The organism is Mitsuaria chitosanitabida ATCC BAA-476 = NBRC 102408 (genome assembly GCF_001598255.1).
GTDB lineage: Bacteria > Pseudomonadota > Gammaproteobacteria > Burkholderiales > Burkholderiaceae_C > Roseateles > Roseateles chitosanitabidus.
Window position 1 is genome coordinate 41,955 of sequence record NZ_BCYP01000024.1, and the last position, 24,285, is coordinate 66,239.

The 24,285-nt window shown below is 69.8% G+C and carries 17 protein-coding genes; 13 read left to right on the plus strand and 4 right to left on the minus strand.

Features of this window, described 5'->3' with window-relative positions; genetic code table 11:
• Positions 1-46: 46 nt before the first annotated feature.
• From MCHT01_RS15960 to gshA, 5 genes are all read left to right on the plus strand, one after another.
• Positions 47-979 carry a LysR family transcriptional regulator gene (locus MCHT01_RS15960; protein ID WP_067066347.1) on the plus strand — a complete coding sequence of 311 codons (933 nt, stop codon included), beginning with the start codon at positions 47-49 and terminating at the stop codon, positions 977-979.
• Between the two features lie 123 nt (positions 980-1,102).
• On the plus strand, positions 1,103-2,008 hold the full coding sequence (locus MCHT01_RS15965; protein WP_084452773.1) for a putative hydro-lyase: 906 nt from the start codon (positions 1,103-1,105) through the stop codon (positions 2,006-2,008).
• A 199-nt stretch (positions 2,009-2,207) separates the two neighbouring features.
• Positions 2,208-3,446: an MFS transporter gene (locus MCHT01_RS15970; RefSeq protein WP_067066349.1), complete on the plus strand. Its 1,239-nt coding sequence runs from the start codon at positions 2,208-2,210 to the stop codon at positions 3,444-3,446.
• A 121-nt stretch (positions 3,447-3,567) separates the two neighbouring features.
• Positions 3,568-7,236, plus strand: a complete 3,669-nt coding sequence (locus MCHT01_RS15975) for a hydantoinase B/oxoprolinase family protein (protein WP_084452775.1) — start codon at positions 3,568-3,570, stop codon at positions 7,234-7,236.
• An 80-nt stretch (positions 7,237-7,316) separates the two neighbouring features.
• Positions 7,317-8,612: a glutamate--cysteine ligase gene (gene gshA, locus MCHT01_RS15980; protein ID WP_067066353.1), complete on the plus strand. Its 1,296-nt coding sequence runs from the start codon at positions 7,317-7,319 to the stop codon at positions 8,610-8,612.
• A 69-nt stretch (positions 8,613-8,681) separates the two neighbouring features.
• Here the strand turns inward: gshA and MCHT01_RS15985 are convergent, their stop codons facing one another.
• The gene (locus MCHT01_RS15985) at positions 8,682-9,647 is read right to left on the minus strand and encodes a LysR substrate-binding domain-containing protein (RefSeq protein WP_084452776.1); all 966 of its coding nucleotides are present in this window, start codon (positions 9,645-9,647) and stop codon (positions 8,682-8,684) included.
• Positions 9,648-9,789: 142 nt separating this feature from the next.
• Between MCHT01_RS15985 and MCHT01_RS15990 the strand changes: the two genes are divergently transcribed.
• Positions 9,790-12,753: a TonB-dependent receptor domain-containing protein gene (locus MCHT01_RS15990; protein WP_067066357.1), complete on the plus strand. Its 2,964-nt coding sequence runs from the start codon at positions 9,790-9,792 to the stop codon at positions 12,751-12,753.
• Positions 12,754-13,010: 257 nt separating this feature from the next.
• Positions 13,011-14,894 carry a potassium transporter Kup gene (locus tag MCHT01_RS15995; protein ID WP_067066358.1) on the plus strand — a complete coding sequence of 628 codons (1,884 nt, stop codon included), beginning with the start codon at positions 13,011-13,013 and terminating at the stop codon, positions 14,892-14,894.
• Positions 14,895-14,970: 76 nt separating this feature from the next.
• Here the strand turns inward: MCHT01_RS15995 and MCHT01_RS16000 are convergent, their stop codons facing one another.
• Positions 14,971-15,822 (minus strand): hypothetical protein, encoded by an 852-nt coding sequence (locus MCHT01_RS16000; protein WP_067066360.1) that lies wholly within the window; start codon positions 15,820-15,822, stop codon positions 14,971-14,973.
• A 140-nt stretch (positions 15,823-15,962) separates the two neighbouring features.
• Between MCHT01_RS16000 and MCHT01_RS16005 the strand changes: the two genes are divergently transcribed.
• The 4 genes from MCHT01_RS16005 (at position 15,963) to MCHT01_RS16020 (ending at position 20,040) form a co-directional block, all read left to right on the plus strand.
• A complete protein-coding gene (locus MCHT01_RS16005) occupies positions 15,963-17,144 on the plus strand; it encodes a benzoate/H(+) symporter BenE family transporter (protein WP_148661562.1) in 1,182 nt (393 codons plus the stop codon).
• A 44-nt stretch (positions 17,145-17,188) separates the two neighbouring features.
• A complete protein-coding gene (gshB, locus tag MCHT01_RS16010) occupies positions 17,189-18,172 on the plus strand; it encodes a glutathione synthase (protein WP_067066364.1) in 984 nt (327 codons plus the stop codon).
• Between the two features lie 26 nt (positions 18,173-18,198).
• Positions 18,199-19,080, plus strand: a complete 882-nt coding sequence (gene fghA, locus MCHT01_RS16015; RefSeq protein WP_439956172.1) for an S-formylglutathione hydrolase — start codon at positions 18,199-18,201, stop codon at positions 19,078-19,080.
• A gap of 177 nt (positions 19,081-19,257) precedes the next feature.
• Positions 19,258-20,040 carry a metallophosphoesterase family protein gene (locus tag MCHT01_RS16020; protein ID WP_067066367.1) on the plus strand — a complete coding sequence of 261 codons (783 nt, stop codon included), beginning with the start codon at positions 19,258-19,260 and terminating at the stop codon, positions 20,038-20,040.
• Here the strand turns inward: MCHT01_RS16020 and MCHT01_RS16025 are convergent.
• Positions 20,013-21,107, minus strand: a complete 1,095-nt coding sequence (locus tag MCHT01_RS16025; RefSeq protein WP_067066369.1) for a Uma2 family endonuclease — start codon at positions 21,105-21,107, stop codon at positions 20,013-20,015. The genes MCHT01_RS16020 and MCHT01_RS16025 overlap by 28 nt on opposite strands.
• 146 nt (positions 21,108-21,253) lie before the next feature.
• Positions 21,254-22,549, minus strand: a complete 1,296-nt coding sequence (locus MCHT01_RS16030) for a flavin-dependent oxidoreductase (RefSeq protein WP_067066370.1) — start codon at positions 22,547-22,549, stop codon at positions 21,254-21,256.
• A 113-nt stretch (positions 22,550-22,662) separates the two neighbouring features.
• Between MCHT01_RS16030 and MCHT01_RS16035 the strand changes: the two genes are divergently transcribed.
• Positions 22,663-23,193 carry a MarR family winged helix-turn-helix transcriptional regulator gene (locus tag MCHT01_RS16035; protein WP_067066372.1) on the plus strand — a complete coding sequence of 177 codons (531 nt, stop codon included), beginning with the start codon at positions 22,663-22,665 and terminating at the stop codon, positions 23,191-23,193.
• A 93-nt stretch (positions 23,194-23,286) separates the two neighbouring features.
• Complete coding sequence (locus tag MCHT01_RS16040) at positions 23,287-24,276, plus strand: Bug family tripartite tricarboxylate transporter substrate binding protein (RefSeq protein WP_067066374.1); 990 nt, start codon at positions 23,287-23,289, stop codon at positions 24,274-24,276.
• The last annotated feature ends 9 nt before the right edge of the window (positions 24,277-24,285 follow it).

Genomic DNA, 24,285 nt, shown 5'->3' on the forward strand with positions numbered 1-24,285 from the left:
GGGCGGCTTTTTTCATTCGCCGGCCCGCTGCCCATAATCCGCCGCCATGAACCTCCGCTTTGTCGAAGCCTTCCACTGGGCCGCGTCGCTGCGCAGCGTGACGCGCGCGGCGCAGAAGCTGCACATCACGCAGTCCGCGCTCTCCAGCCGCATCGCCTCGCTGGAGGAGGAACTGGGCGTGGTGCTGCTGGATCGGCGCGACAAGCAGTTCCGGCTCACCGTCGCGGGCCAGCGCTTCCACACGCTGGCGCAGCGGCTGCTGGACGTGCAGCGCCAGGTGAAGGAGGAGATGGGCGGCGCCGGCGGGGCCGGGCGGCCGGTGACGCTGCGCATCGGCGCGATCGAGTCGGTGGTGCACAGCTGGCTGACCGGCTGGCTGCAGGAGATGCGCGCCGGAAACCCCGATTTCGAGCTGGAGCTCACCGTCGAGACCTCGCCCGTGCTCGTCGACCAGGTGCGGCGCGGCGCGCAGGACCTGGTCTTCGCCGCCATCCCGGCGGCCGACGCCGGTGGCGTGCGCACCCGCGCGATGGCCTCGATGCCCATGGGCTTCGTCGGCCGATCGGATCTGCACACCAAGCGCCGCTACGGCCTGTCCGATCTGGCGGGGCACGACCTGCTGACCTTCCAGCGCGGCTCGCAGCCGCATCAGGCGCTGCTGCAGATGTTCCAGGAGTCCGGGCTGCCGTTGCCGCGCGTGCATGCGATCTCGTCGATCTCCGCGATGGTGCAGCTGGTGGAGGGCGGCTTCGGCATCGCGACGCTGCCGGTGGCGGTGGCCGAGCAGCTCGCCAGGCGGACGTCGCTGCGCGTGCTGCGCAGCGACACCGACCTGGTGCCGCTGCCCATCCACGCGAGCTACCGCGAGGATCCGAGCTCGCAGCTCACCGAGTCGGTGCTGCAGTCGGCGCTGGACCACGTCGCGCGTCAGAAGCCGTCCGGGAAAGTCCGCATGGCTTCGGGGAAGTCCGCCCGCTAAGCGGAAGCGCTGCTGGACTCATCGAAAAAATCGATGAGAGCACGGGGAAAATTTGCGTTGGATCGGGAGCCGGGTGGGCTCCCACAATGCGTCGCATCGAGCAGCACACCCCCGCGACCCGACATGAACGCCTCTCTCGCCAGCCGGGCTTCGGCCCGCCCGCCCGCCGCTTCCCGCGAGTCCTCCAGCGGGACCTCCGGCGACCTCGCCATCGATGCCGTCGCTGACGTCGCCGACGCCGTTCTCGACGCCGCGTCGAGCGCGCTGGCGGTCCGCCGTGCCGCCCGCAGCGGACGCTTCACCGGCCACACCAGCGGCCTGGCCGCCGAGTACGTGCAGGCCAATCTCGCGATCCTGCCGGCCGCGCAGGCCGAGGACTTCCGCCGCTTCTGCGCGCTGAATCCACAAGCCTGTCCGCTGCTGGGCGTGAGCGAACCCGGCGACCCCACGCTGGCCGCGCTGGGCGCCGATCTGGACCTCCGCCGCGACGTGCCGCGCTATCGCGTGTGGCGGGACGGCGAGCTGGTCGACGAGCCCACCGACGTGAGCGCCTGGTGGCGCGACGACCTGGTCACCTTCGCGATCGGCTGCTCGTTCTCCTTCGAGCACGCGCTGCTGGCCGAGGGCATCCCGCTGCGCCACGTCGAGCAGGGCCGCAACGTCGCGATGTACCGCACCAGCATCGAGACGCAGGCCGCGGGCCTGTTCCGCGGACCGACGGTGGTGTCGATGCGGCCGCTCAACGCGGCCGACGCGATCCGCGCGGTGCAGATCACCTCGCGACTGCCGCGCGTGCATGGCGCGCCGCTGCATCTGGGCGACCCCTCGCGCATCGGCATCCGCGACATCGCGACGCCCGATTACGGCGACGCCGTCGAGATCCGCGACGGCGAGCTGCCCGTGTTCTGGGCCTGCGGCGTGACGCCGCAATCGGCGATCGCCACGGCCCGTCCGCCCTTCTGCATCACCCATGCGCCGGGCTACATGCTGGTGACCGACCTGCTGAACCGGGACCTCGTCGAGGTCTGATCGCGGCGCGTCCGGCCCGCCGCGCTCCCGTCCCGTCCCCGCATCCGGGTCCGAAACCTTCCGCAGTCCTCGCAGTACCGTCCCGGCCGCCGCCCGCCCGCGCCATCGAGCGCCACGAGACCAGGGCAAGCAATGACGGCGGCCGTCTCCGTCCCCACGCCGGACCTCCCCCCGGCACGACAAGAAAGACGCTGACACCATGTGGCTCCGAGACACCACGCCCGCCGAGCGGCGCACGCTGACCGCGACCTTCGCCGGCTATGCCGTCGACGGCTTCGACTACATGATCTACACCTTCCTCATCCCGACGCTGATCGCGGCCTGGGGCATGAGCAAGGGCCAAGCGGGCGCCATCGCCACCGGCGCGCTGCTGACCTCCGCGATCGGCGGCTGGGCGGCGGGCGTGCTGTCCGACCGCTTCGGCCGCGTGCGGGTGCTTCAGTGGACGGTGCTCTGGTTCGCGATCTTCACCTTCCTGAGCGGCTTCACCAGCTCCTTCGAGCAGCTGTTCTTCACCCGCGCGATGCAGGGCTTCGGCATGGGCGGCGAATGGGCGGTGGGCTCGGTCCTGATCGCCGAGACCATCAGCGCCAGGCACCGCGGCAAGGCGGCCGGCCTGGTGCAGAGCAGCTGGGCGATCGGCTGGGCGGCGTCGGCGCTCGCGTTCTGGGGGCTGTACTCGGTGCTGCCTCCGGAGACGGCGTGGAAGGTGCTGTTCTGGATCGGCATCCTGCCCGCGCTGCTGATCCTCTACATCCGCCGCAACCTGGGCGAGCCGGCCGTGTTCCTCGCCGAGCAGGCGCGTGCCCAGGCCCGGGGCGAGCGCGGCAACTTCCTGCGCATCTTCTCCCCAGAGCTGCTGCGCAACACGGTGCTCGCCAGCCTGCTGGCCACCGGCATGCAGGGCGCGTACTACTCGGTCACGACCTGGCTGCCCACCTTCCTCAAGACCGAGCGCCAGCTCTCGGTGCTGGGCACCAGCGGCTACCTGCTGGTGCTGATCGCGGGCTCCTTTGCCGGCTACCTGACCAGCGCCTGGCTGTGCGACGCGATCGGCCGGCGCCGCTGCTTCATCCTCTTCGCCGTCATGGGCGGCGTGCTGGTGCTGGCCTACACGCAGATGCCCATCACCGACGGCCTGATGCTGGTGCTGGGCTTCCCGCTGGGCTTCTTCCTGTCGGGCATCTTCTCCGGCATGGGCGCCTTCCTCTCCGAGCTCTTCCCCAGCGACGTGCGCGGCTCCGGCCAGGGCTTTTGCTACAACATCGGCCGGGCGCTGGGCGCCGCGTGCCCCGCGCTGATCGGCCACTTCAGCACCACGCATCCGCTGGGACAGACCCTGGGCTGGATGGCGGCGCTGTGCTACGGGCTGGTGGTCATCGCGGCACTCGCCTTGCCCGAAACTCGGGGCCGTGAACTGGCCCCCGCCGCGGCCTGATCGTCCCCGGCCTTCCTCACGTCCTCTCCCACGACCTCATCGCGCTTCACCCCGTCATCGCGCCCCGACGCGTCCCCCGCGCTCGACGCCATTGATGCTTCAACGACTTCTGGACCTCACGATGCAAGCCACTCCTGTCCCCGATCGCTGGCAGTTCTGGATCGACCGCGGCGGCACCTTCACCGACCTGGTGGGCCGCGCGCCGGACGGCACGCTGCGCACGCTCAAGCTGCTCTCCGAGAACCCCGAGCACTACCGCGACGCCGCGGTCGAGGGCATCCGGCGCCTGCTCGACCTGAAGCCCGGCGAGCCCATCACCGCCGACCGCGTCGACTGCGTGAAGATGGGCACGACGGTCGCGACCAACGCGCTGCTGGAGCGCCGCGGCGACCGCACGCTGCTGGTGACCACACGCGGCTTCCGCGACGCGCTGCGCATCGCGACGCAGGCCCGGCCCAAGCTCTTCGAGCGCCACATCCAGCTGCCCGAGCTGCTCTACGAGCGCGTGATCGAGGCGAACGAGCGCGTCGACGCGCAAGGCGTCGAACTGGAGCCGCTGGACGAGTCCGCGCTCCGCGCCGAGTTGCAGTCGGCCTTCGACGCCGGCCTGCGCGCCTGCGCCATCGTCTTCCTGCACGGCTGGCGCGCGCCCGCGCACGAGCTGGCCGCCAAGCGGCTGGCCGAGGCGGTGGGCTTCACGCAGATCTCGGTGTCGCACGAGGTCAGCCCGCTGATGAAGCTGATCCCGCGCGGCGACACCACCGTGGTCGATGCCTACCTCAGCCCCATCCTGCGTCGCTACGTCGACCAGGTCGCGGGTGAGATGCCCGGCGTGCGGCTGTTCTTCATGCAGAGCTCCGGCGGCCTGACCGAGGCGCGCCGCTTCCAGGGCAAGGACGCGATCCTGAGCGGACCGGCCGGCGGCATCGTCGGCATGGTGCGCACGGCGCAGGCGGCCGGCCACGACAAGGTCATCGGCTTCGACATGGGCGGCACCTCGACCGACGTCAGCCACTTCGCCGGCGAGTTCGAACGCGCCTTCGACACCGAGGTCGCCGGCGTGCGCATGCGCGCGCCGATGATGAGCATCCACACGGTGGCGGCGGGCGGCGGCTCGGTGATCGCCTTCGACGGCGCGCGGCTGCGCGTGGGGCCGGCCTCGGCCGGCGCGAATCCGGGCCCGGCGAGCTACCGCCGCGGCGGTCCGCTCGCCACCACCGATGCCAACGTGATGCTGGGCCGCATCCAGCCGGACCACTTCCCGCGTGTCTTCGGTCCGGGCGCCGATCAGCCGCTGGACGGCGAGGTGGTGAAGCAGCGCTTCGCCGCGCTGGCCGATCAGATGTCGGCGGCGGGCAAGGCCACCAGCGCCGAGGAGGTCGCGGCCGGCGCGCTGCAGATCGCCGTCGGCGCGATGGCCAACGCGATCAAGCGGATCTCGGTCGCGCGCGGCTACGACGTCACCGGCTACACGCTGCAGTGCTTTGGCGGCGCGGGCGGCCAGGCGGCCTGCCTGGTCGCGGACGCGCTGGGCATGACGCGCATCCTGGCCCACCCCTTCGCCGGCGTGCTCAGCGCCTACGGCATGGGGCTGGCCGACCAGACCGCGATGCGTGAGGCCTCGATCGAGCGACCGCTGGACGCCGCCGGCCTGCAAGCGGCGCGCGAGGCGGCCGAGGCGCTGGGCGCGCAGGCCTCGGGCGAACTGGTCGAGCAGGGCGTGGAGGCGCAGGCGCTGCGCACTGTCGCCCGCGCGCAGCTGCGCTATCAAGGGACCGACACCGCGCTGACCTGCCTGCTGCCGCTGCACGAGCCGGCCACGTCCGCCATCGCCGCGATGCGCGAGGCCTTCGAGGCCGCCTACCGCCAGCGCTTCGCCTTCCTGATGCCGGACCGGGCGCTGATCGTGGAGGCGGTCTCGGTGGAATGCCTGGCCGCGGGCGCGGCGCTGGATGCCTCGGCCGACGCCGGCATCGCCAGCGCCCATGCGCCCGAGCCGCTGGCCCGCGTGCGCATGTACTGCCTGGCCGACGAGCAGCCCGCCGGCTGGCGCGAGGCCTCGTTGCACCAGCGCGAGCAGCTGCGCCCCGGCGCCCGCATCGACGGCCCGGCCATCGTGGCCGAGCGCAACGCCACCACGGTCGTGGACGCCGGCTGGCGCGCCGAGCTCCAGGGCAACGGGGACCTGCTGCTGACACGCGTCCGCGAGCGCGTGCGCGGCCACGCGCTGGGCACCGAAGCCGATCCGGTGGTGCTGGAGGTCTTCAACAACCTCTTCATGAACATTGCCGAGCAGATGGGGCTGCGGCTCCAGAACACGGCCTACTCGGTCAACATCAAGGAGCGGCTGGACTTCAGCTGCGCGCTCTTCGACCGCGAGGGTCAGCTGATCGCCAACGCGCCGCACATGCCGGTGCACCTGGGCTCGATGAGCGAGTCCATCCGCTCGGTGATCGATCGCAACCCGGGCATGCGGCCGGGCGACGTCTACGTGCTCAACGACCCGTACCACGGCGGCACCCATCTGCCCGACATCACCGTGGTCACGCCGGTGTTCCTGGAGGCGGACGCGGGGCCGGACGCCGCGCCGGGCTTCTTCGTCGCCAGCCGCGGCCACCACGCCGACATCGGAGGCATCACGCCGGGCTCGATGCCGCCGTTCTCCAAGGACATCACCGAGGAGGGCGTGCTGATCGACAACTTCAAGCTGGTCGAGCAGGGCCGGCTGCGCGAGGCCGAGCTCCACGCGCTGCTGACCGGCGGCCCATACCCCAGCCGCAATCCGGCGCAGAACCTGGCCGACCTGCGCGCCCAGGTCGCCGCCAACGAGAAGGGCGTGCAGGAGCTGCGCGCGATGGTGGCGCAGTTCGGCCGCGCGACGGTCGAGGCCTACATGCGCCACGTGCAGGACAACGCCGAGGAGTCGGTGCGGCGCGTGATCTCGGTGCTGAAGGACGGCGCGTTCACGCTGCCGCTGGACAACGGCGCGCGCATCCAGGTGGCGGTGCGGGTGGACGCGGCGAATCGCCGCGCCACGGTGGACTTCTGCGGCACCAGCGCGCAGCAGCCCAACAACTTCAACGCGCCCAAGTCGATCACGATGGCGGCGGTGCTCTACGTGTTCCGCACGCTGGTGGACGACGCGATCCCGCTGAACGCGGGCTGCCTCAAGCCCATCGACGTGATCGTGCCCGAGGGCTGCATGCTCAATCCGCGCCATCCGGCGGCGGTGGTGGCGGGCAACGTCGAGACCTCGCAGTGCGTGACCAACGCGCTCTACGGGGCGCTCGGGGTGATGGCGGCCGGGCCCTGCACGATGAACAACTTCACCTTCGGCGACGCGACCCACCAGTACTACGAGACCATTTCCGGCGGCTCCGGCGCGGGGCCGGGCTTCGACGGGACCTCGGTCGTGCAGACCCACATGACCAACTCGCGGCTGACCGATCCGGAGGTGCTGGAGTTCCGCTTCCCGGTGCGGCTGGACGGGTATGCCATTCGTCAGGGCTCGGCCGGCGCGGGGCGCTGGCAGGGCGGGGAGGGCGGCGAGCGCCGCATCCGGTTCCTGACGCCGATGACGGCCTCCATCCTCAGCAACGGCCGCACGGCCGGCGCCTTCGGCATGGCCGGCGGGCAGGCGGGGGCGGTGGGGGAGAACCTCGTCGAGCGGGCCGACGGCCGGATCGAGACGCTGGGCCACATCGGCCAGGTGGAGATGGCGCCCGGGGACGTCTTCGTCATTCGCACGCCCGGCGGGGGAGGGTACGGCACCCCGTGCGGGACCCCTTGAGATGTGGGAGAAGACCCCAATGTGCGCGTGCCTAGAATCAGAAGACCCGCCCCTCCCAGGCTGTCCAGGCGTCGCTCATCATGGTCCCTCACCTCATCACCGCCCTGACCGGGCCCATCAATGAACTGGAGCAGCGCGTGCTCGAGTCCATGCCGGCGATCGAGCGCTGGTTCCGGCTCGAGTGGATGGAGCACACGCCCCCGTTCTACAGCTCGGTGGACCTGCGCAACGCCGGCTTCAAGCTGGCGCCCGTCGACACCAACCTGTTCCCGGGCGGCTTCAACAACCTGACGCCCGAGATGCTGCCGCTGGCGGTGCAGGCGGCCATGGCGGCGATCGAGAAGATCTGCCCCGAGGCCAAGAACCTGCTGCTGGTCCCGGAAGCGAAGAACCGCGGTAGCTTCTATCTCTCGAATCTGTCGACGCTGGTGCGCATCTTCTCGATGGCCGGCCTGAACGTGCGGCTGGGTACCTGGGACGAGTCGGTCAAGGAGCCCACCACGCTGAACCTGCCCGACGCCACGTCGCTGACGCTGGAGCCGCTGGTGCGCAACCGCTCGCGGCTGGGCCTGAAGGATTTCGACCCCTGCACCATCCTGCTGAACGACGACCTGTCGGCCGGCATCCCGGATCAGCTCAAGCACCTGCACGAGCAGTACCTGCTCCCCCCGCTGCACGCCGGCTGGGCGCAGCGCCGCAAGAGCCAGCACTTCCGCGCCTATGAGGAGGTGGCCAAGAAGTTCGCCAAGCTGCTGGGCATGGACCCGTGGCTGATCTATCCGCACTCGGTGGCGGTGGACGGGCTGGACTTCAGCACCGGCCAGGGGCTGGACGCGCTGCAGGCGCAGGTCGACGCCACGCTGACCCGCACGCGCCGCAAGTACAAGGAATACGGCATCCAGGAGAAGCCCTTCGTCGTCGTCAAGCCGGACGCCGGCACGCACGGCCTGGGCGTCATGACCATCCGCGACGCCAAGGATCTGGACGCGCTGGCCATCAAGGCGCGCGACAAGCTGGCCAAGCTGGAAGGCGTGCCGGCGCTGTCGCGGGTGCTGGTGCAGGAAGGCGTCGCCACGCACGAGCGCATCCACGAGGCGGTGGCCGAGCCGGTCGTCTACATGATGGACCGCTACGTGGTGGGCGGCTTCTACCGCGTGCACGCGGACCGGGCCGAGGACGAGAACCTCAACGCGCCGGGCTCCAGCTTCGTGCCGCTGGCCTTCGCGCACTCCTCGCACCTGCCCGCCCCGGGCGAGAAGCCGGGCGCCAGCGCGCCCAACCGCTTCTACATGTACGGCGTGATCGGCCGGCTGGCCATGCTCGCGGCCAGCTACGAGCTGGAGACCACGGACCCGGACGCCGAGGACTACGCCTGAGCGACGGCGGCTGGATCCGCCGCCGTTCCCGGTGCGGCAGGTCCGGCCGGGAGGCCGGTGGCGCCGGCCTCAGCCGATCTGGATGTCCTCGGACCGGGCGACCTCGCCCAGCACCTGGACGAAGCGCTCCAGCGCCTCGCCCTGGGCGTCGGGCAGATGCCAGGCCGAGGTCGGGCCCAGCCCCAGGTCCACGACGTGCGGCAGGATCACCACCGTGCCGCGCTTGGCCGCGGCCATGGCCAGGTCGTGCGGCATCACCGCCACCAGCGGCATCTCGCGCATCAGGCTGACGGACAGCATCGCGTCGCCGCTCTCGATCAGGTCGGTCGGGGCCGGCAGGCCCATCTGTTCCCAGAAGCGGTCCATCAGCATCCGCGTGCGGGTGCCCGGCAGGTGCCAGATCCAGCGCTGAACGCCCAGCACCTCCCAACCCAGCCGCGGCGTGCGCGCCAGCGGGTGGTGGGCGCTCATGGTCAGCACCTCGGGCTGGGCGGCCAGCGGATGGCGCACCACGCCCAGCGGCTCGTCCTGCGGCATCGCGCGGGCCACGATCAGGTCCAGCGTGCCCGCCTGCAGCTCGCCGAACAGCGAGCGCAGCGCGTGCGTGCGCACGCTCAGCGTCACATGCGGATGCTCGAGCTTCATCACCGTGATGGCCTGCGGGAGCAGCTTGGTCAGCGCCGCGTTGGTGGCGCCGATCCGCAGTTCGCCCGACGCGCCGCGCACCAGCGCGGCCACGTCGCCGGCCGCGCGTTGCAGGTCGGCATCCAGCTTCCGGGCCAGTTCCAGCAGGCGCCGACCCACCGGCGTGGCCTGCATGTTGCGTCCACGCCGCAGGAACAGGGTTTGTCCTAGGCCTTGCTCCAACTCGGCCAGCGTCTTGCTCACCGCGGGCTGGCTCACATGGAGCAGATCCGCGGCCTGACTGACGTTGCCCGTGTCGTGAAGGGCCAAAAGCACCCGTGCATGGCGAAGACTCATCCGCCGCATCACGAAATGTTCGGCGCCCTCTGGGGAGGTCGATAACGCATTCATAACCAAAGGTTCATACAAGGATCACAAAGCTTCATAACGGGTCGGAAACACATCTTTACCGTGACTGGTATCGGCTGGTGTCTATGCATCAGCCTCGATACCCAAGCCTCCCCAGAGATTTGTCACAGGAGTGATTTCCAACATGGTTCGTCGTCCCTCTTTCAGCCCGCACCGTCTGTGCTGGGCCGCTGTTGCCGCCATCGCCGCCATCGGTCACGCCCAGGCGCAGCAAGCCGCTCCCGCCGAAGATTCGAAGAAGCTCGAGCGCGTGGAGATCACCGGTTCGCTGATCAAGCGCACGGACAAGGAGACGCCGTCCGTCGTCCAAAGTATCTCGCGTGAAGAGATCCGTAACTCCGGTTATGCGAACGTCGAAGAGCTGCTGCGTGCGAATTCCGCCGTCGACCTGGGTTCGATCGGTGACGGCGCGGCCTCCGGCTTCGTCGGCGGCATCTCGACCATCTCGCTGCGCGGCTTCGGCTCGCAGGGCACCCTGATCCTGATCAACGGCCGCCGCACGGCGCCGGTCGCCGCCGTGGACGTGAACTTCGGTCGCGGCACGATGGTCAACGTCAACACCATCCCCAAGGAAGCGATCGAGCGCATCGACATCCTGAAGGACGGCGCCTCGGCCCAGTACGGCTCCGACGCCATGGCCGGCGTCATCAACTACATCCTGCGCAAGGACTACAAGGGTGTCGAGGCCAGCGCCTCGTACAGCGCCAACGACAAGGGCGTGGGCGCGACCAAGAGCGGCTCCGTCACCTTCGGCTTCGGCAACCTGGACACGCAGCGCTTCAACGTCTTCGGCGGCCTGGAAGTGTCCAAGCGCGACAACGTGATGGCCAACGAGCTGAAGGACCGCGGCAACCTGGCCCTGCAGAACCAGTACCTGACGTCCAACGGCTCGCTGGCGCGCTTCACGCCGGACTCGTCCGCGTCGTTCTACGGCAACTACTACAAGCTGCCGGCCAGCCTGTCGGGGTCGACCACCATCGGCGGCTACACCGTCGGCAACAACAGCCTGTCGGGCGCGAACTACCTGGGCACCCTGTCGGGCTGCCCGGACGAGCGCACCGTCGGCAAGGGCGTGCCCAACCGTCCGGCCGGCCTGGCCTCGACGACCGGCTCGCTGCCCACCGGCATGTGCCGCTTCAACCTGGACGATGCCGACGAGATCATCGCGGCCCAGGACCGCCAGAGCGGCATGGTGCGCGGCACGTATGCGATCAACGACAACCTGACCGCCTACGCGGACGTCATGTTCTCGAAGACCAAGACGAACGAGAAGCGCGTGCCTTACGCGATGACCACGTCGCTGGTCACGAGCGGCAACCGCACCGCGGTCAGCTGGGGCAAGCTGGACGGCACGCTGCTGCGCCAGGACGCCATCATCCTGCCGGCCGGCCACCCGGACAACCCGACCACGGGCACCGCCAACTCGCAGCCGATCCAGCTGATCTACCGCTTCGAGGACCTGCCCACCGGCGACATCAACATCCTGCGTTCCACGCGCCTGACCGCCGGCCTGGAAGGCACGGCCTACGGCTGGGACTTCGACAGCGCGATCCTGTTCAGCAAGAACGAGAACGAGCGCTTCCAGGAAGGCCGCGTGCGCAGCTCGCTGCTGAAGGCCGCGATCGCCAACAACACCTACCACTTCGGCAAGCCCAACACGGCCGAAGGCATCGCCAGCGTCTCGTCGACCGCCTACAACCGCGGCGAATCGAAGCTGCTGTCCTGGGACCTGCGCGGCAGCCGTGAGCTGTTCAAGCTGCCCGGCGGCAACGCGGCCATCGCCATCGGCACGGAACTGCGCAAGGAAGACCTGAGCGCGGTGCCGGACGACGTCTACGGCACCGGCGACTACATCGGTCTGGTGGCCAACCCGGCCTCGGGCACCCGCAAGTCCTACGCCGCGTTCTCGGAACTGAGCCTGCCGGTGGTCAAGCAGCTGGAGCTGCAAGCCGCCCTGCGCTACGAGCACTCCAACGACTTCGGCGCCAGCACGACCGGCAAGACCGGCTTCAAGTGGACCGCGCTGCCGTCGCTGATGGTGTTCCGCGGCACGGCCGCCACCGGCTTCCGCGCCCCGGCGATCTCGCAGATCGGCAACTCGTTCAACCTGTCGTTCCACAACTTCCAGGAACGCCGCGTGTTCGACTCGCTGCGTTGCGACTCGAGCAACCCGAACGCCCCGGTCAGCAAGGCGCCGGTCGCCAACAACCGCGACTGCAACGTGCTGGGCTTCTCCGCCGTGCCGTCGGGCACCACCAACCCGGGCAGCCTGGCCACGGTCATCAGCGCCAACCCGGACCTGAAGCCCGAGAAGTCGAACTCGTTCACCTTCGGCATGATCTTCACGCCGACGAAGTACGCGGACCTGGCCCTGGACGCCTGGTACTTCCACCGCAAGAACGAGATCCGCTCGCAGCGCGGCGTGGACATCATGGACACCTACAACGCCAACCCGGCGGCCAACGGTGCCCAGATCGTGCGTGACCCCAACCCCGAGACCTGGCTCCCGGGCGTGGCCAACAGCGGCCCGATCATCATGCTGGTCCGCCAGTACGGGAACAACGAGTGGACCAAGACCTCCGGTCTGGACTACGACTTCAACCTGCGCTTCCCGGCCACCAGCATCGGCAAGTTCAGCCTGAACGTGAACGGCACCTACACCGCCCGCTACGACCAGGTCGTGGTCAAGGGCCAGGACGTGCAGCGCCAGGTGGGCACCACGACGTCGGACATCTCGAAGACCCGCGCCAGCGCGACCTTCAAGTGGACGACCGACCTGGCCCGCGCCTGGGTCCGCTTCAACCATGCCGACCCGCTGGCCAGCACGATCTGCAACTCGCTGACCGCGGCGCAGCGCGCCTTCCTGAGCGGCATGGACCGTTGCCGCGTGGGCAAGGACAAGACGATCGACCTGGGTGTCGCCTACAGCGGCTTCAAGGGCCTGACCCTGTCGGCCAGCGTGATGAACGTCTTCAACGACTACGACCGTTCCAACGGCATCCCGATGGTCTTCAACTACTACGACTCGGGCGCGCAAGGCGTGCTGGGCCGTCGCTTCTCGCTGAACGCGAACTACCAGTTCCAGTGATCGGCTGAACCGACGTCCGGTGCCGCCTCGCGCGGCGCCGGGCCCACCGGGACCCTCGAAGGGCCGGTCTCCGCAAGGGGGCCGGCCCTTTCTTCATTGGGGGCGGCAGCCGCCCAAGCGCAACGGCGGGCCGGCGTCAAGCCCGTCCCCGCATTGGCGGGAGCGCCGGGAAAGCCGGTTGACGCACTGCACAACGAAGGGCAGACAATACGCGCTTTCGACTTCCGGCGGCCGCCTCGCGACCGCCCGCGCTTTTCGTGAGTTCACACAACGCGGCCCGTTCCCCCGCGGCCCTGGCCGGCCTGACCATCGGCGCGCTCGGCGTCGTCTACGGCGACATCGGCACCAGCCCGCTCTACGCGCTGAAGGAAGTCTTCCACGGCGGCCACGTGCCGATGAACCACGACAACGTGCTGGGCGTGCTGTCGCTGCTGTTCTGGACGATGACGATCATCGTCTCGCTGAAATACGTGCTGCTGATCCTGCGCGCGGACAACAACGGCGAGGGCGGCCTGATCGCGATGCTGGCGCTGGCCACGACGGCCGTGCGCGGCAAGCCGCCGCTGCGGCGCGGTCTCATGATGGTGGGCCTGTTCGGCACGGCCATCTTCTTCGGGGACGCCGTGATCACGCCGGCGATGACGGTGCTGGGCGCCGTCGAGGGCATCGACGTCTACTTCCCGCAGTACGACGACGCCATCGTCCCGGTGACCCTGCTGGTGCTGGCGGGGCTGTTCGCGGTCCAGCGCTTCGGGACGAGCGGCGTGGGCAAGGCCTTCGGGCCGGTGATGCTGGTGTGGTTCACCTCGCTGGCGCTGCTGGGCATCCCGCAGATCCTGCGCAACCCGCATGTGTTGCAGGCCATCAACCCGATCTACGCGATCCAGTTCTGCGTCCAGTACGGCTGGGTCGCCTTCGTCGCGCTGGGCGCGGTGGTGCTGGTGGTGACGGGCGGCGAGGCGCTGTACGCGGACCTGGGCCACTTCGGCAAGAAGCCGATCCGCATCGCCTGGTACGGCTTCGTGATGCCGGCGCTGGTGCTGAACTACTTCGGCCAGGGCGCGCTGCTGCTGGACCGCCCGGAGGCCATCAAGAACCCCTTCTTCCTGATCGCCCCGCCATGGGCGCAGATCCCGCTGTTCTGCCTGGCGACGCTGGCGGCCATCGTGGCCTCGCAGGCGCTGATCACGGCGGCCTTCTCGGTGACCAAGCAGGCGGTGCAGCTGGGGCTGCTGCCGCGCATGCGGATCATCCACACCTCGGTGCGCGACATCGGCCAGATCTACGTGCCCTTCGTGAACTGGGGACTGTTCGTCTTCGTCGTGGTGGCGGTGGCCTTCTTCGGCTCGTCGAGCAAGCTGGCCGGCGCCTACGGCGTGGCGGTGACCATCGACATGACCATCACCACGGTGATGACCTTCTTCGTGATCCGCTACGGCTGGCGCTATCCGCTGTGGCTGTGCGTGGTGGCGACGGGGCTGTTCTTCGTCATCGACGCGACGTTCCTGGCGTCCAACCTGCTGAAGGTGGCGCACGGCGGCTGGTTCCCGCTGCTGATCGGCATCGGCATGTTCACGCTGATGCTGACCTGGAAGCAGGGCCGCCGGCAGCTGTCGGACAAGCTGCGCGAGGACGCCATCGACCTGAAGAGCTTCCTGGAGGCGGTGTTCCTCAACCCGCCGACGCGGGTGCAGGGCTCGGCCGTGTTCCTGGCGGCGGAGCAGGGCGTGACGCCCAACGCGCTGCTGCACAACCTCAAGCACAACAAGGTGCTGCACCAGCAGAACCTGTTCGTGAGCGTCAAGCATCACGAGGTGCCGTGGATCGGCTTCGACAAGCGGGTCGACGTGGAGAGCCTGGACAACGACTGCTGGCAGGTGACGCTGCACTTCGGCTTCAAGAACGAGCCGGACGTGCCCGACGCGCTGAAGCTGCTGGAGACGCACGGCGTGCATCTGGACGAGATGGAGACCAGCTACTTCCTGTCGCGGGACATCGTGATCCCGACCATCGGATCGGGCATGGCGCTGTGGCGGGAGAAGCTCTTCGCGAGCATGCACCGCAATGCCGCGGCCGCGGCGGACTTCCTGCACCTGCCGACCAACCGGATCGTGGAGCTGGGGTCGAAGGTCGAGATCTGATCCCGCGCGCCGCGTGGCGGCGCCGATCGCCGCCGTCGCGCGGCATCGGTCCCGCGGCGACTCGGCGCTGCGCTGCTCAGGTCCTGGGGACCTTCAGCTGGAAGTTCGGGTCGCCCTCGCACATCGGCGTGGCCGGTGGCTCGCGCAGGGCCGGTCCGACGTAGATCAGCTTCTCCGACACGCCCAGCACCCGCGCGGCCCGAGCTGCCGTGGCGGGCGCATAGCCGGGCGCCGCCAGCCCGAGCTGCCGCAGGCCCTCCGCGTCGGGCACCCACCAGACGCAGCGCTGCGGCGTGGACTTGAGCTCGAAGTGGAAGCGCTCCTCGTCGTGGGTCAGCTGGGTGATCCAGAAGCTGGTCGACCCTTCGACGAACTCCTGGATCCAGGCGGGCGCGCGGGCCTGGCTCCGGCGCGCCTGGCGCAGTTCGCCCGAGGCGGCCCAGACGGTGGCCGGGATCTTGGCCTTGAACGCGGTGACGGAGGCGCTGGATCGCGCGTCGTCGATGCTCACCGCGCCGGCGTCGAGCTGCTCGCCGATGTTGGCCCAGATCTCCGGCAGCATGCCGAAGGCGATCACGACGTCCTTGGCGACCTCCAGGCTGCGGCCGCTGTCGAGCATGAACCAGGCACAGGCGCCGACGCAGTCGGCGCGCAGCTTGATCGCGGGCTGCTGTTCTCGCAGCCACAGACCGATGCGCATGACCTCGAGCGGGCTGCTCGCCGGGTCGACCCGCAGGGTCAGCGGCTTGTCGAAGTGGCCCGACAGATCGCTCTTGACCTCCGCGAGTTCCCCGGGCTTCACGACGCCGATGATGTGCGGAATACCGAAGGTGGTGCCGATGCCGGCGGCCTGGGCGCCCGGTCCGGCCATGCCGGCCCAGGCGAAGCCGATCACCCCCGCGGCGCGGGCGATGTGACGCATGTTCATGGTTGTTGCTCCCTCGGCGCGGACTCTAGCCGCGCGGGCGCGACGCGCCATCCGGATCGATGCGCATCGACGTTCCCCCGCGGGCACCGCTTGAGCGCTCGCGAAGTCCGGCGCCGACGCCCCTCGTTATGCTTGCCGCCATGAAACGCTGGCTGCAAGACCTGTCCCTCTCGTCCGCCGTCGCGGGCTTCGTCGCGGTGCTCGTGGGCTTCACGAGCTCGGTGGCCATCGTGTTCCAGGCGGCGCAGTCGCTCGGCGCGACGCCCGCGCAGACCAGCTCCTGGATCTGGGCGTTGGGTCTGGGCATGGGGCTGACCAGCCTGGGCCTGTCGCTCTGGACCCGCCAACCCATCCTCACCGCCTGGTCCACGCCCGGCGCCGCGCTGCTGGCCGGCATCTCCGGCGTGTCCATGGGCGAGGCCGTCGGCGCCTTCCTGATCTGCGGCGCGCTGATCTTCATCGCCGGCGCCACTCGCTGGTTCGAACGCATCATGGACCGCATCCCGCTCGCCATCGCCTCGGCGCTGCTGGCCGGCGTGCTCGCCCGCTTCGGCCTGGACGCGGTGCTCGCGACCAGGACGGCGCCGGCCATCGTGCTCACCATGGCGCTGATCTATGTGCTCGCGCGCCGATTCATCCCGCGCTACGCGACGCCGCTGGTGCTGGTCGCCGGCATCGTGGTCGCCGCGGCGCAGGGCCGTCTGCACCTGGAGGCGGTCGAGTGGGGCTGGGCGCATCCGGTGTGGGTGACGCCGTCGTTCTCCGTCACCGCCCTGATGAGCGTCGCGCTGCCGCTGTTCCTGGTGACGATGGCCTCGCAGAACCTGCCTGGCGTGGCGGCGCAGCGCGCCTCGGGCTACCAGACGCCGGTGTCCGCGAGCATCGCGGTGACCGGCCTGGCCTCGGTCGTGTTCGCGCCCTTCGGCGGCTACGCCTTCAACCTGGCCGCGATCACCGCCGCCATCTGCATGGGCCGCGAGGCGCATGAGGATCCCGCGCGCCGCTACACCGCCTCGGCGATGGCCGGCGTGTTCTACCTGGCGGTGGGCCTGGCGGGCGGCGCGGTGGTGGGGCTGCTGACGGCCTTCCCGCGCGAGCTGGTCGCCGCGGTGGCCGGGCTGGCGCTGCTGGGCACCATCGGCGGTGGCCTGTCCGCGGCGCTCAAGGACGAGCGCCACCGCGACGCGGCCATGCTGACCTTCCTGGTGACGCTGTCCGGGCTGACGATGGTCGGCATCGGCTCGGCGTTCTGGGGGGTGGTCGCCGGTGCGGTTTCTCTTTTGGTGCAACACTTCCGGGCTTCCTCCAGCACCCCGAAGTAACCGTCGACGCCGCGCGTCGGCGACCCGGCCTAAGAAAGTCCCCCATGAAGCTCCTGTTCGTCGCCGATCCGCTGACCGCGTTCAACACCTACAAGGACTCCACCTTCGCGATGATGCGCGAGGCCGCCCGGCGCGGCCACGAGATCTGGGTCTGCGAGGTGCCCGACCTGCTGTGGGTCAGCGGCGGCCGCGTGACCGCGCATGCGGCGCGGCGCCTGGACCTCACCGACGAGGCCAAGGCCAGCCAGGCCGGCACCCAGCTCGAGGTCTGGCACCACGTCAGCGCCACGCAAGACCTGGCCCTGGCCGACGTGGACGCGGTGCTGATGCGCAAGGATCCGCCCTTCGACTCCGAGTTCTTCTACGCGACCCACCTGCTGGAGCAGGCCGAGCGCGAGGGCGCCAAGGTCTTCAACAAGCCGGCGGCGCTGCGCGATCACCCGGAGAAGCTGGCGATCCTGGAGTTCCCGCAGTTCATCACGCCGACGCTGGTGACGCGCTCCGCCGCGGCGATCCGCGCCTTCCACGCCGAGCATCGCGACATCATCCTCAAGCCCCTGGACGGGATGGGCGGCATGGGCATCTTCCGCGTCAAGGACGATGCCCTGAACCTGGGCAGCATCATCGAGACGCTGAACAAGGACGGCGCGCAGTCGGTGATGGTGCAGCGCTTCGTGCCGGAGATCGCGCAGGGCGACAAGCGCATCCTGCTGATCGGCGGCAAGCCGGTGCCGTTCGCGCTGGCGCGCATCCCGCAGGGCACGGAAGTGCGCGGCAACCTGGCCGCCGGTGGCAAGGGCGTGGCGCAGGCGCTGACCGACGCGGACCGCCGCATCGCCGAGGCGCTGGCCCCGGTGCTGGCGGCGCGCGGTCTGCTGCTGGTGGGGCTGGACGTGATCGGCGACAAGATGACCGAGATCAATGTCACCAGCCCGACCTGCTTCCAGGAAATCATGCAGCAGACGGGATTCGACGTCGGCGCCGTGTTCATCGACGCGCTGGAAGCGGCGGTGGCCGCGGCGGCCTGAGATCAAGAGCAGTTGGAGAAGTTCTGATGGATATGCGACAGCAAGTGCAGGCCGCGACGGCGCTGGGCACGGTGACCGGCGAGCATGGCAGTTACGGCGGCCGGCAGCTGTTCCTGACGCACGAGTCGGCCGAGATCGGCCTGCCGATGCGCTTCGCCCTGTACGTGCCGCCGGGCGGCGCGAAGGGGCTGCTGGTCTTCCTGGTCGGCCTGACCGCGACCGAGGAGACCTTCACGATGAAGGCCGGCGCGCAGCGTCTGGCCTCGGAGCTGGGCTTGGCGCTGCTGATGCCCGACACCAGCGCGCGCGGCGACGCGGTGACGTCGATTCCGGGCGCGACGGCCTCGTGGGACTTCGGCGTGGCGGCGGGCTTCTACCTGGACGCGACGCAGACGCCATGGGCGACGCACTGGCGCATGGAGAGCTACCTGATGCGCGAGCTGATCCCCCGGGTGCAAGGCGCGCTGGGGCTGGACGCGGCGCGGACCGGCATCTCGGGGCACTCGATGGGGGGGCATGGCGCGCTGACGCTGGCGCTGCGGCATCCGGGCGCGTTCGCGTCGCTGTCGGCACTGGCGCCGATCACCGCGCCCAGCCGCTGTCCCTGGGGCGAGAAGGCCTTCACCGGCTACCTCGGCGAGGACCGCGATGCCTGGCCCGCGCATGACGCGAGCGCGCTGATGCAGGCGAGCAAGGCCGCGCCGTATCCGCAGGGGATCCTGGTCGACCAGGGCCTGGCGGACAAGTTCCTCGACCAATTGCATCCCGAGGCCTTCGAGTCCGCATGCGCATCGGTGAGCCAGCCGCTGACGCTGCGCCGGCACGAGGACTACGACCACGGCTACTACTTCATCGCGACGGTGATCGACGACCATCTGGCCTTCCACGCGAGGCGGTTGATCGGATGATCGGTCGAAGCGGATCCGCCGGGCTGGACGGATCCGACGATCATCCCGCCGTTAGCCGTTAGCCGTTAGCCGTTAGCCGTTAGCCGTTAGCCGTTAGCCGTTAGCCGTTAGCCGTTAGCCGTTAGCCGGTGGCAGTTCGGCCTCGGGGCATCGCGACTGACTTTCTCGGAGGCGCTCATGCGCATCGCCCTGCTGTCCGACATCCACGGCAATCTGCCGGCCCTGGAGGCCGTCGTGGCCGACATCCGTCGCCGCGGTGTCGACCGCATCGTCAACCTGGGCGACATCCTGTCCGGGCCGCTGATGCCGCTGGAGACGGCGCGTTACCTGATGGCGCAAGGCTGGCCGACGATCGCCGGCAACCACGAGCGCCAGCTGCTGGCGATCACGCCGCTGAAGCCGGGCGCGGGATCGGACCGTTTCGCGCGGGCGACGCTGGGGGACGAGGAGCTCGCGTGGCTGCGGTCGTTGCCCAGGACGCTGCGACTGACCGACGAGGTTCTCCTGTGCCACGGCACGCCGCGCCGGGACATCGAGTACTTCCTCGACACCCAGGACGGACCGCGTCTGCGGCTCGCGAGCGCCGCCGAGGTGGCCTCCCGACTGGGGCAGGAGCGGACGCGGATGATCTGCTGCGGCCACACGCACATCCCGCGGGTGCTGCGCTCGGCGCGCGGGCAATGGCTGGTGAATCCCGGCAGCGTCGGCCTGCAGGCCTGGGATGACGAGCACCCCGTTCACCACGTCGCGGAGACCGGCTCGCCGGACGCGCGCTACGCGGTGATCGAGCGGCGCGCGGATGGCTGGCATGTGGAGCACCTCGCCGTACCCTATGACCATGAATCGATGGCCAGGCTCGCCAGCGCGCACGGTCGGGAGGATTGGGCGCGGTGGTTGAGGACGGGGAGGGCGGCGATCGTCGCAGGCGACGCTCACGTCGCGGGTGCGACGTCACGGTAGATCTCGGTCGAGGGAATCGACAGATCGATGCTGCGCAGTTCGAGAGCCTCATCGCCCTCGTGCCGACGGAGGGACCAGACGTCCGCCTTCCCGCGGCGATAGACGTCCATGCGCCTGCGCGCATGGTCCACCAGCACGTATTCCTGCAGCGAGGCCATCTGGCAATAGGCATGAAGCTTGGTGCTGCGGTCGCGCCGCTCGGTCGAACGCGACTGGACCTCGATCAACGCGAGGGGCGGCGACATCGCCGGTTGCGCGCCATCAGGCTCGGACGAACAGGCGATCGCGACGTCGGGAAAGAAGGCGTCCCCGGTTTCCTCCGCCACCAGCCGGGCGTCGGCCATGTAGCACCGACACCTCGTGCCGCGCAGGTGTCGGTCGATGGCGAACGCCAGGTTGATCGTGACCCGAACGTGCCCCAAGACGGCGCCGGTCATCGCGAGGATGCGACCGCCGATGAACTCGTACCGCAGTTCCTCGTCCGCATCCCAGGCGATGAACTCGTCCAGCGTCAGCCGTGGTTCCTGTCGGTCGAGTCCGTCGAAGACGCTTGACAGCGGCACGCGCAGTCCGAGCGACAGGGAGTCCAGGGACGACGATGTCGGATCCGACACTTCCATCCAGTCACCCGCGGCATCGCGGTGGTGGACGGTCACGGACCTGCGCTCGATGTCCACGCTGATGAACTCGACCAGGCTGCGAATGCGCTTCGCCGCGGCCGCGCGCCGTTGGAGCTCCGCCTCGTCGGCGTCGGCCGACAGGATCTCGATGACGAGGCGAGGCGTGCATCCTTCCGGCGACGGCCCGAGGACGACGGCATCCGGGTAGATCACGCCGTGGCTTCCCACCCGGACGTGCTGACCTTGGATACGAACCGCATAGGTCGAGTCCGGGAGCTGCCGCTTCAACGCCGTGGAGAGATTGACCAGCACCCGGAAGAAGCGCGGGTCTCTCTCCCGCATGCCGTGCGGCACGCCATCGATCAGCTCCAGCAGCCCATCGTGCTCCGCCTCCAGGTCGAGATGTTCATCCGCCGTCATCCGCAGCGCTTCATGCAGGTAGGCCATCCGTCGCTCCAGCCCGTTCAACCAACAAGCCGGTGATTCTTCGCAGGATGGCAGGCCGTGTCGCTGACTCGAATCAGCGTGAGTTGGCCGAAGCCACACGGATCGGAGCGGATGGGTGACTGATGTCGGGAGCGAGGTTCCGAGCGCTAGGTCGAGCCCGGCGACGACCCCGGCGGCGCGGCCACCGGCGAGGTCGCGACCGTCGTCTGCCGATGGCCGGCCGCCGCCTTGTAGCGCTTGACGAAGGCGTCGACCTCCGCCGGATCGATCACGTCCTCCAGGCGTGCGAAGCCCTCGGGGGCGCGTTCCTCGACCATGTCGAGGATGTAGTCCAGCCCTTCCTGCCGGTTGAGCTCCACGATGCGCGCGCACATCGGGCGGCGCTCGGCCTCGTAGTTCGCCAGCGCCGTCTCCACGCGGCGATCTTCCCGGAAGGCTTTGGCGATCGCGGTCGCGTCGAGGATGGCCTGCGTCGCGCCGTTCGAGCCGATCGGATACATCGGATGCGCCGCGTCGCCCAGCAGCGTGATGCGACCGTGGCGCCAGCGCGGCAGCGGGTCGCGGTCCACCATGGGCCATTCCAGCAGCTGCGTCGCCTCGCGGATCACGCCCGGGACGTCCAGCCAGGGGAAGCGCCAGCTGCCGAAGGTCGGCAGCAGATCCTCGATCGAGCCCGGCTTGTTCCAGTCCTCGCGGCCCGGCGCGGCGAGGCCGCCGCCCAGGCCGTCCTCCCGCAGGCGCCGGTCGCAGATCCAGTTGATCAGCTGCAGACCGTCGGGGCGCGGGGGGGCGATCGGGTAGACCACGAACTTCGCGCGGCGATGGCCCGCCTGCACCATGGTCCGCCCGTCGAGGAAGGGCTTGGCCAGCGAGGTGCCGCGCCACATCATCATCCCGTTCCAGCGCGGCGGGCCCTCGTCCGGATAGAACTGCCGCCGGATCGCCGAGTGGATGCCGTCCGCCGCGATCAGCACGCTCGCGCGGCGTTCGACCATTCGGCCGTCCGGCGTCGCGAGCTGGGCAATCACCTCGTCGCCATCGAGCCGCGCGCCGGTGATGCGCTCGCCCAGGAGGAGGCGCTCGGTGCCCAGTCGCGCGACGGCCTCGCGCCACAGCATCAGCTGCAGCTCGCCGCGATGCACGCTGAACTGGGGATGGCTGTAGCCGCCGGCCAGCCCGCGCACGTCCTCGTAGAGGGTCTGGCCATGCCGGTTCGCGAAGACCAGCGCCGAGGTCGGCACCGCCATCGCCTGCAGGGCGGGCAGCAGGCCCAGCTCGTCCAGCACCGCCACCGCGTGGGGCAGCAGGTTGATGCCGACGCCCAGCGGCTTGAGCTCGGCGGTGGCTTCGCAGACGGTGACGCGATGACCGTCGCGGTGCAGCGCCAGCGCGGCGGCCAGGCCGCCGATGCCGCCGCCGGCGATCAGGATGTCCAGGGGCATGGGAGTCTCCAGGGGAAGGTCCGGCTGCCGAGGATCTTGCGCCCGCGGTCGGCCGAATCGGGGCAGGGTAAGCGAGATAGTTGCGCTGTGCAACAGAATCTAAGCTGAGCCCGATGAGCCGTCCCGCCGCCACCAGGATCGTCCCCGAGCCGCCCGAAGCGCCCTTGCTGCCTGTGCCCGGGCTCGACTACGGCGTGCTCGACGAGCTGCTGGGCTACGCGCTGCGGCGCGCGCAGAACGCGCTCTACCTGGACTTCCATCGGGCCACGGCGGAGCTCGACGTCAGCCCGCAGCGATTCGCCGCGCTGGTGCTGGTGGGTCGCAATCCCGGCATGCGGCAGGGCGTGCTCGGGCAGGCGATGGGGCTGCATCGCAGCGGCGCGCTTCGCCTCACCGACTGGCTCACGGGCCGCGGGTGGGTGGAGCGTCGCGACGATGCCGAGGACGCGCGCAGCTGGGGCCTGCATCTGACCGCGCAGGGCAAGCGCAAGTTGACCGTGCTGGAGCGCCGCGTGCGCGCGCATGACGAGGGATTGATGAGCGGCCTGGGCGAGAACGCCGCGCGGCTCAAGGCGGATCTGGAGCGATTGGCCATCGTGGCCGCTGCCGCGGCTGCGGCGATCGAACCGAGCCCTTCGAAGTAGCGAAGGCCGACCCAGGAGACGGAAGGATCGGTGGTGACCGGTCGGTCGACCCATGTGGAAGTCAGCAAGACAGACAACGACAGGAGACAAGCGATGACCCGAACTGGAGTGGGCCGGAGAGCGGCCTGTGCGTGGATGGTGGCCGGCCTGTCCGGTGCGAGCGGCTTGGCGCGGGCGCAGGCCGTCGCGACGCCGCGGATCCTGGTCGGCTTCCCCGCGGGCGGCTCGGTCGACGTGAGCGCGCGTCGCGTCGCGGAAGCCTGGCGGGGCCGGCTGGCCGAGATGGTGATCGTCGAGCAGCGCGTCGGTGCCGGCGGCCGGCTCGCGATCACGGCGCTCAAGGACGCGCCACCTGACGGCGGCACGCTGCTGATGAGTCCGTCCTCGATGTTCACCATCTATCCGCATGTCTATCGGAAGCTGGCCTACAAGCCGGACTCCGACGCGATCGCCGTGTCTCCGATCGCGAACGCGACCTGTGGATTCGGTGTCGGCCCGATGGTGCCGGCCTCGGTGAGGACCTTGGCCGACTTCGTGGCCTGGGCGAAGGCGCATCCCGAGCAGTCCGCCTACGCGACGCCCGCCGCCGGCGCGATGCCGCACTTCCTCGGCGACCAGTTCAAGCGCGCCGCCGGCATCACGCTGACGCATGTGCCGTATCGCGGCGCGGCGCCGGGCCTGCAGGACCTGATGGGCGGTCAGATCGCCTCGGGCTGCTTCATCCTGGGCGACTTCCTGCCGCACCTGCCGGGCGGCCGGCTGCGCATCCTCGGCGTGACCGACCACGAACGCTCACGCTTCGCGCCCGAGGTGCCGACCTTCGCCGAGCAGGGCTTCAAGGGGATCATCGGCGTCGAGACCTATGGCCTGTTCCTGCCGCCGAAGACGCCCGCGGCCATCGTGGACAAGATGTCGGACCTGGTCCGCGTCGCGCTGCGCGAGAAGCAGGTCGTCGAGGGCCTGGCGAAGCTGGGCTTCGAGCCGCTCGCCATGGCGCCCGCCGACTATGCCCGTCGCCTGGCCGCCGAGCGCGTGCAATGGGGCCCGATCGTGCAGGCCTCCGGCTTCTCCTCGGACGACTGACCGCTCGTT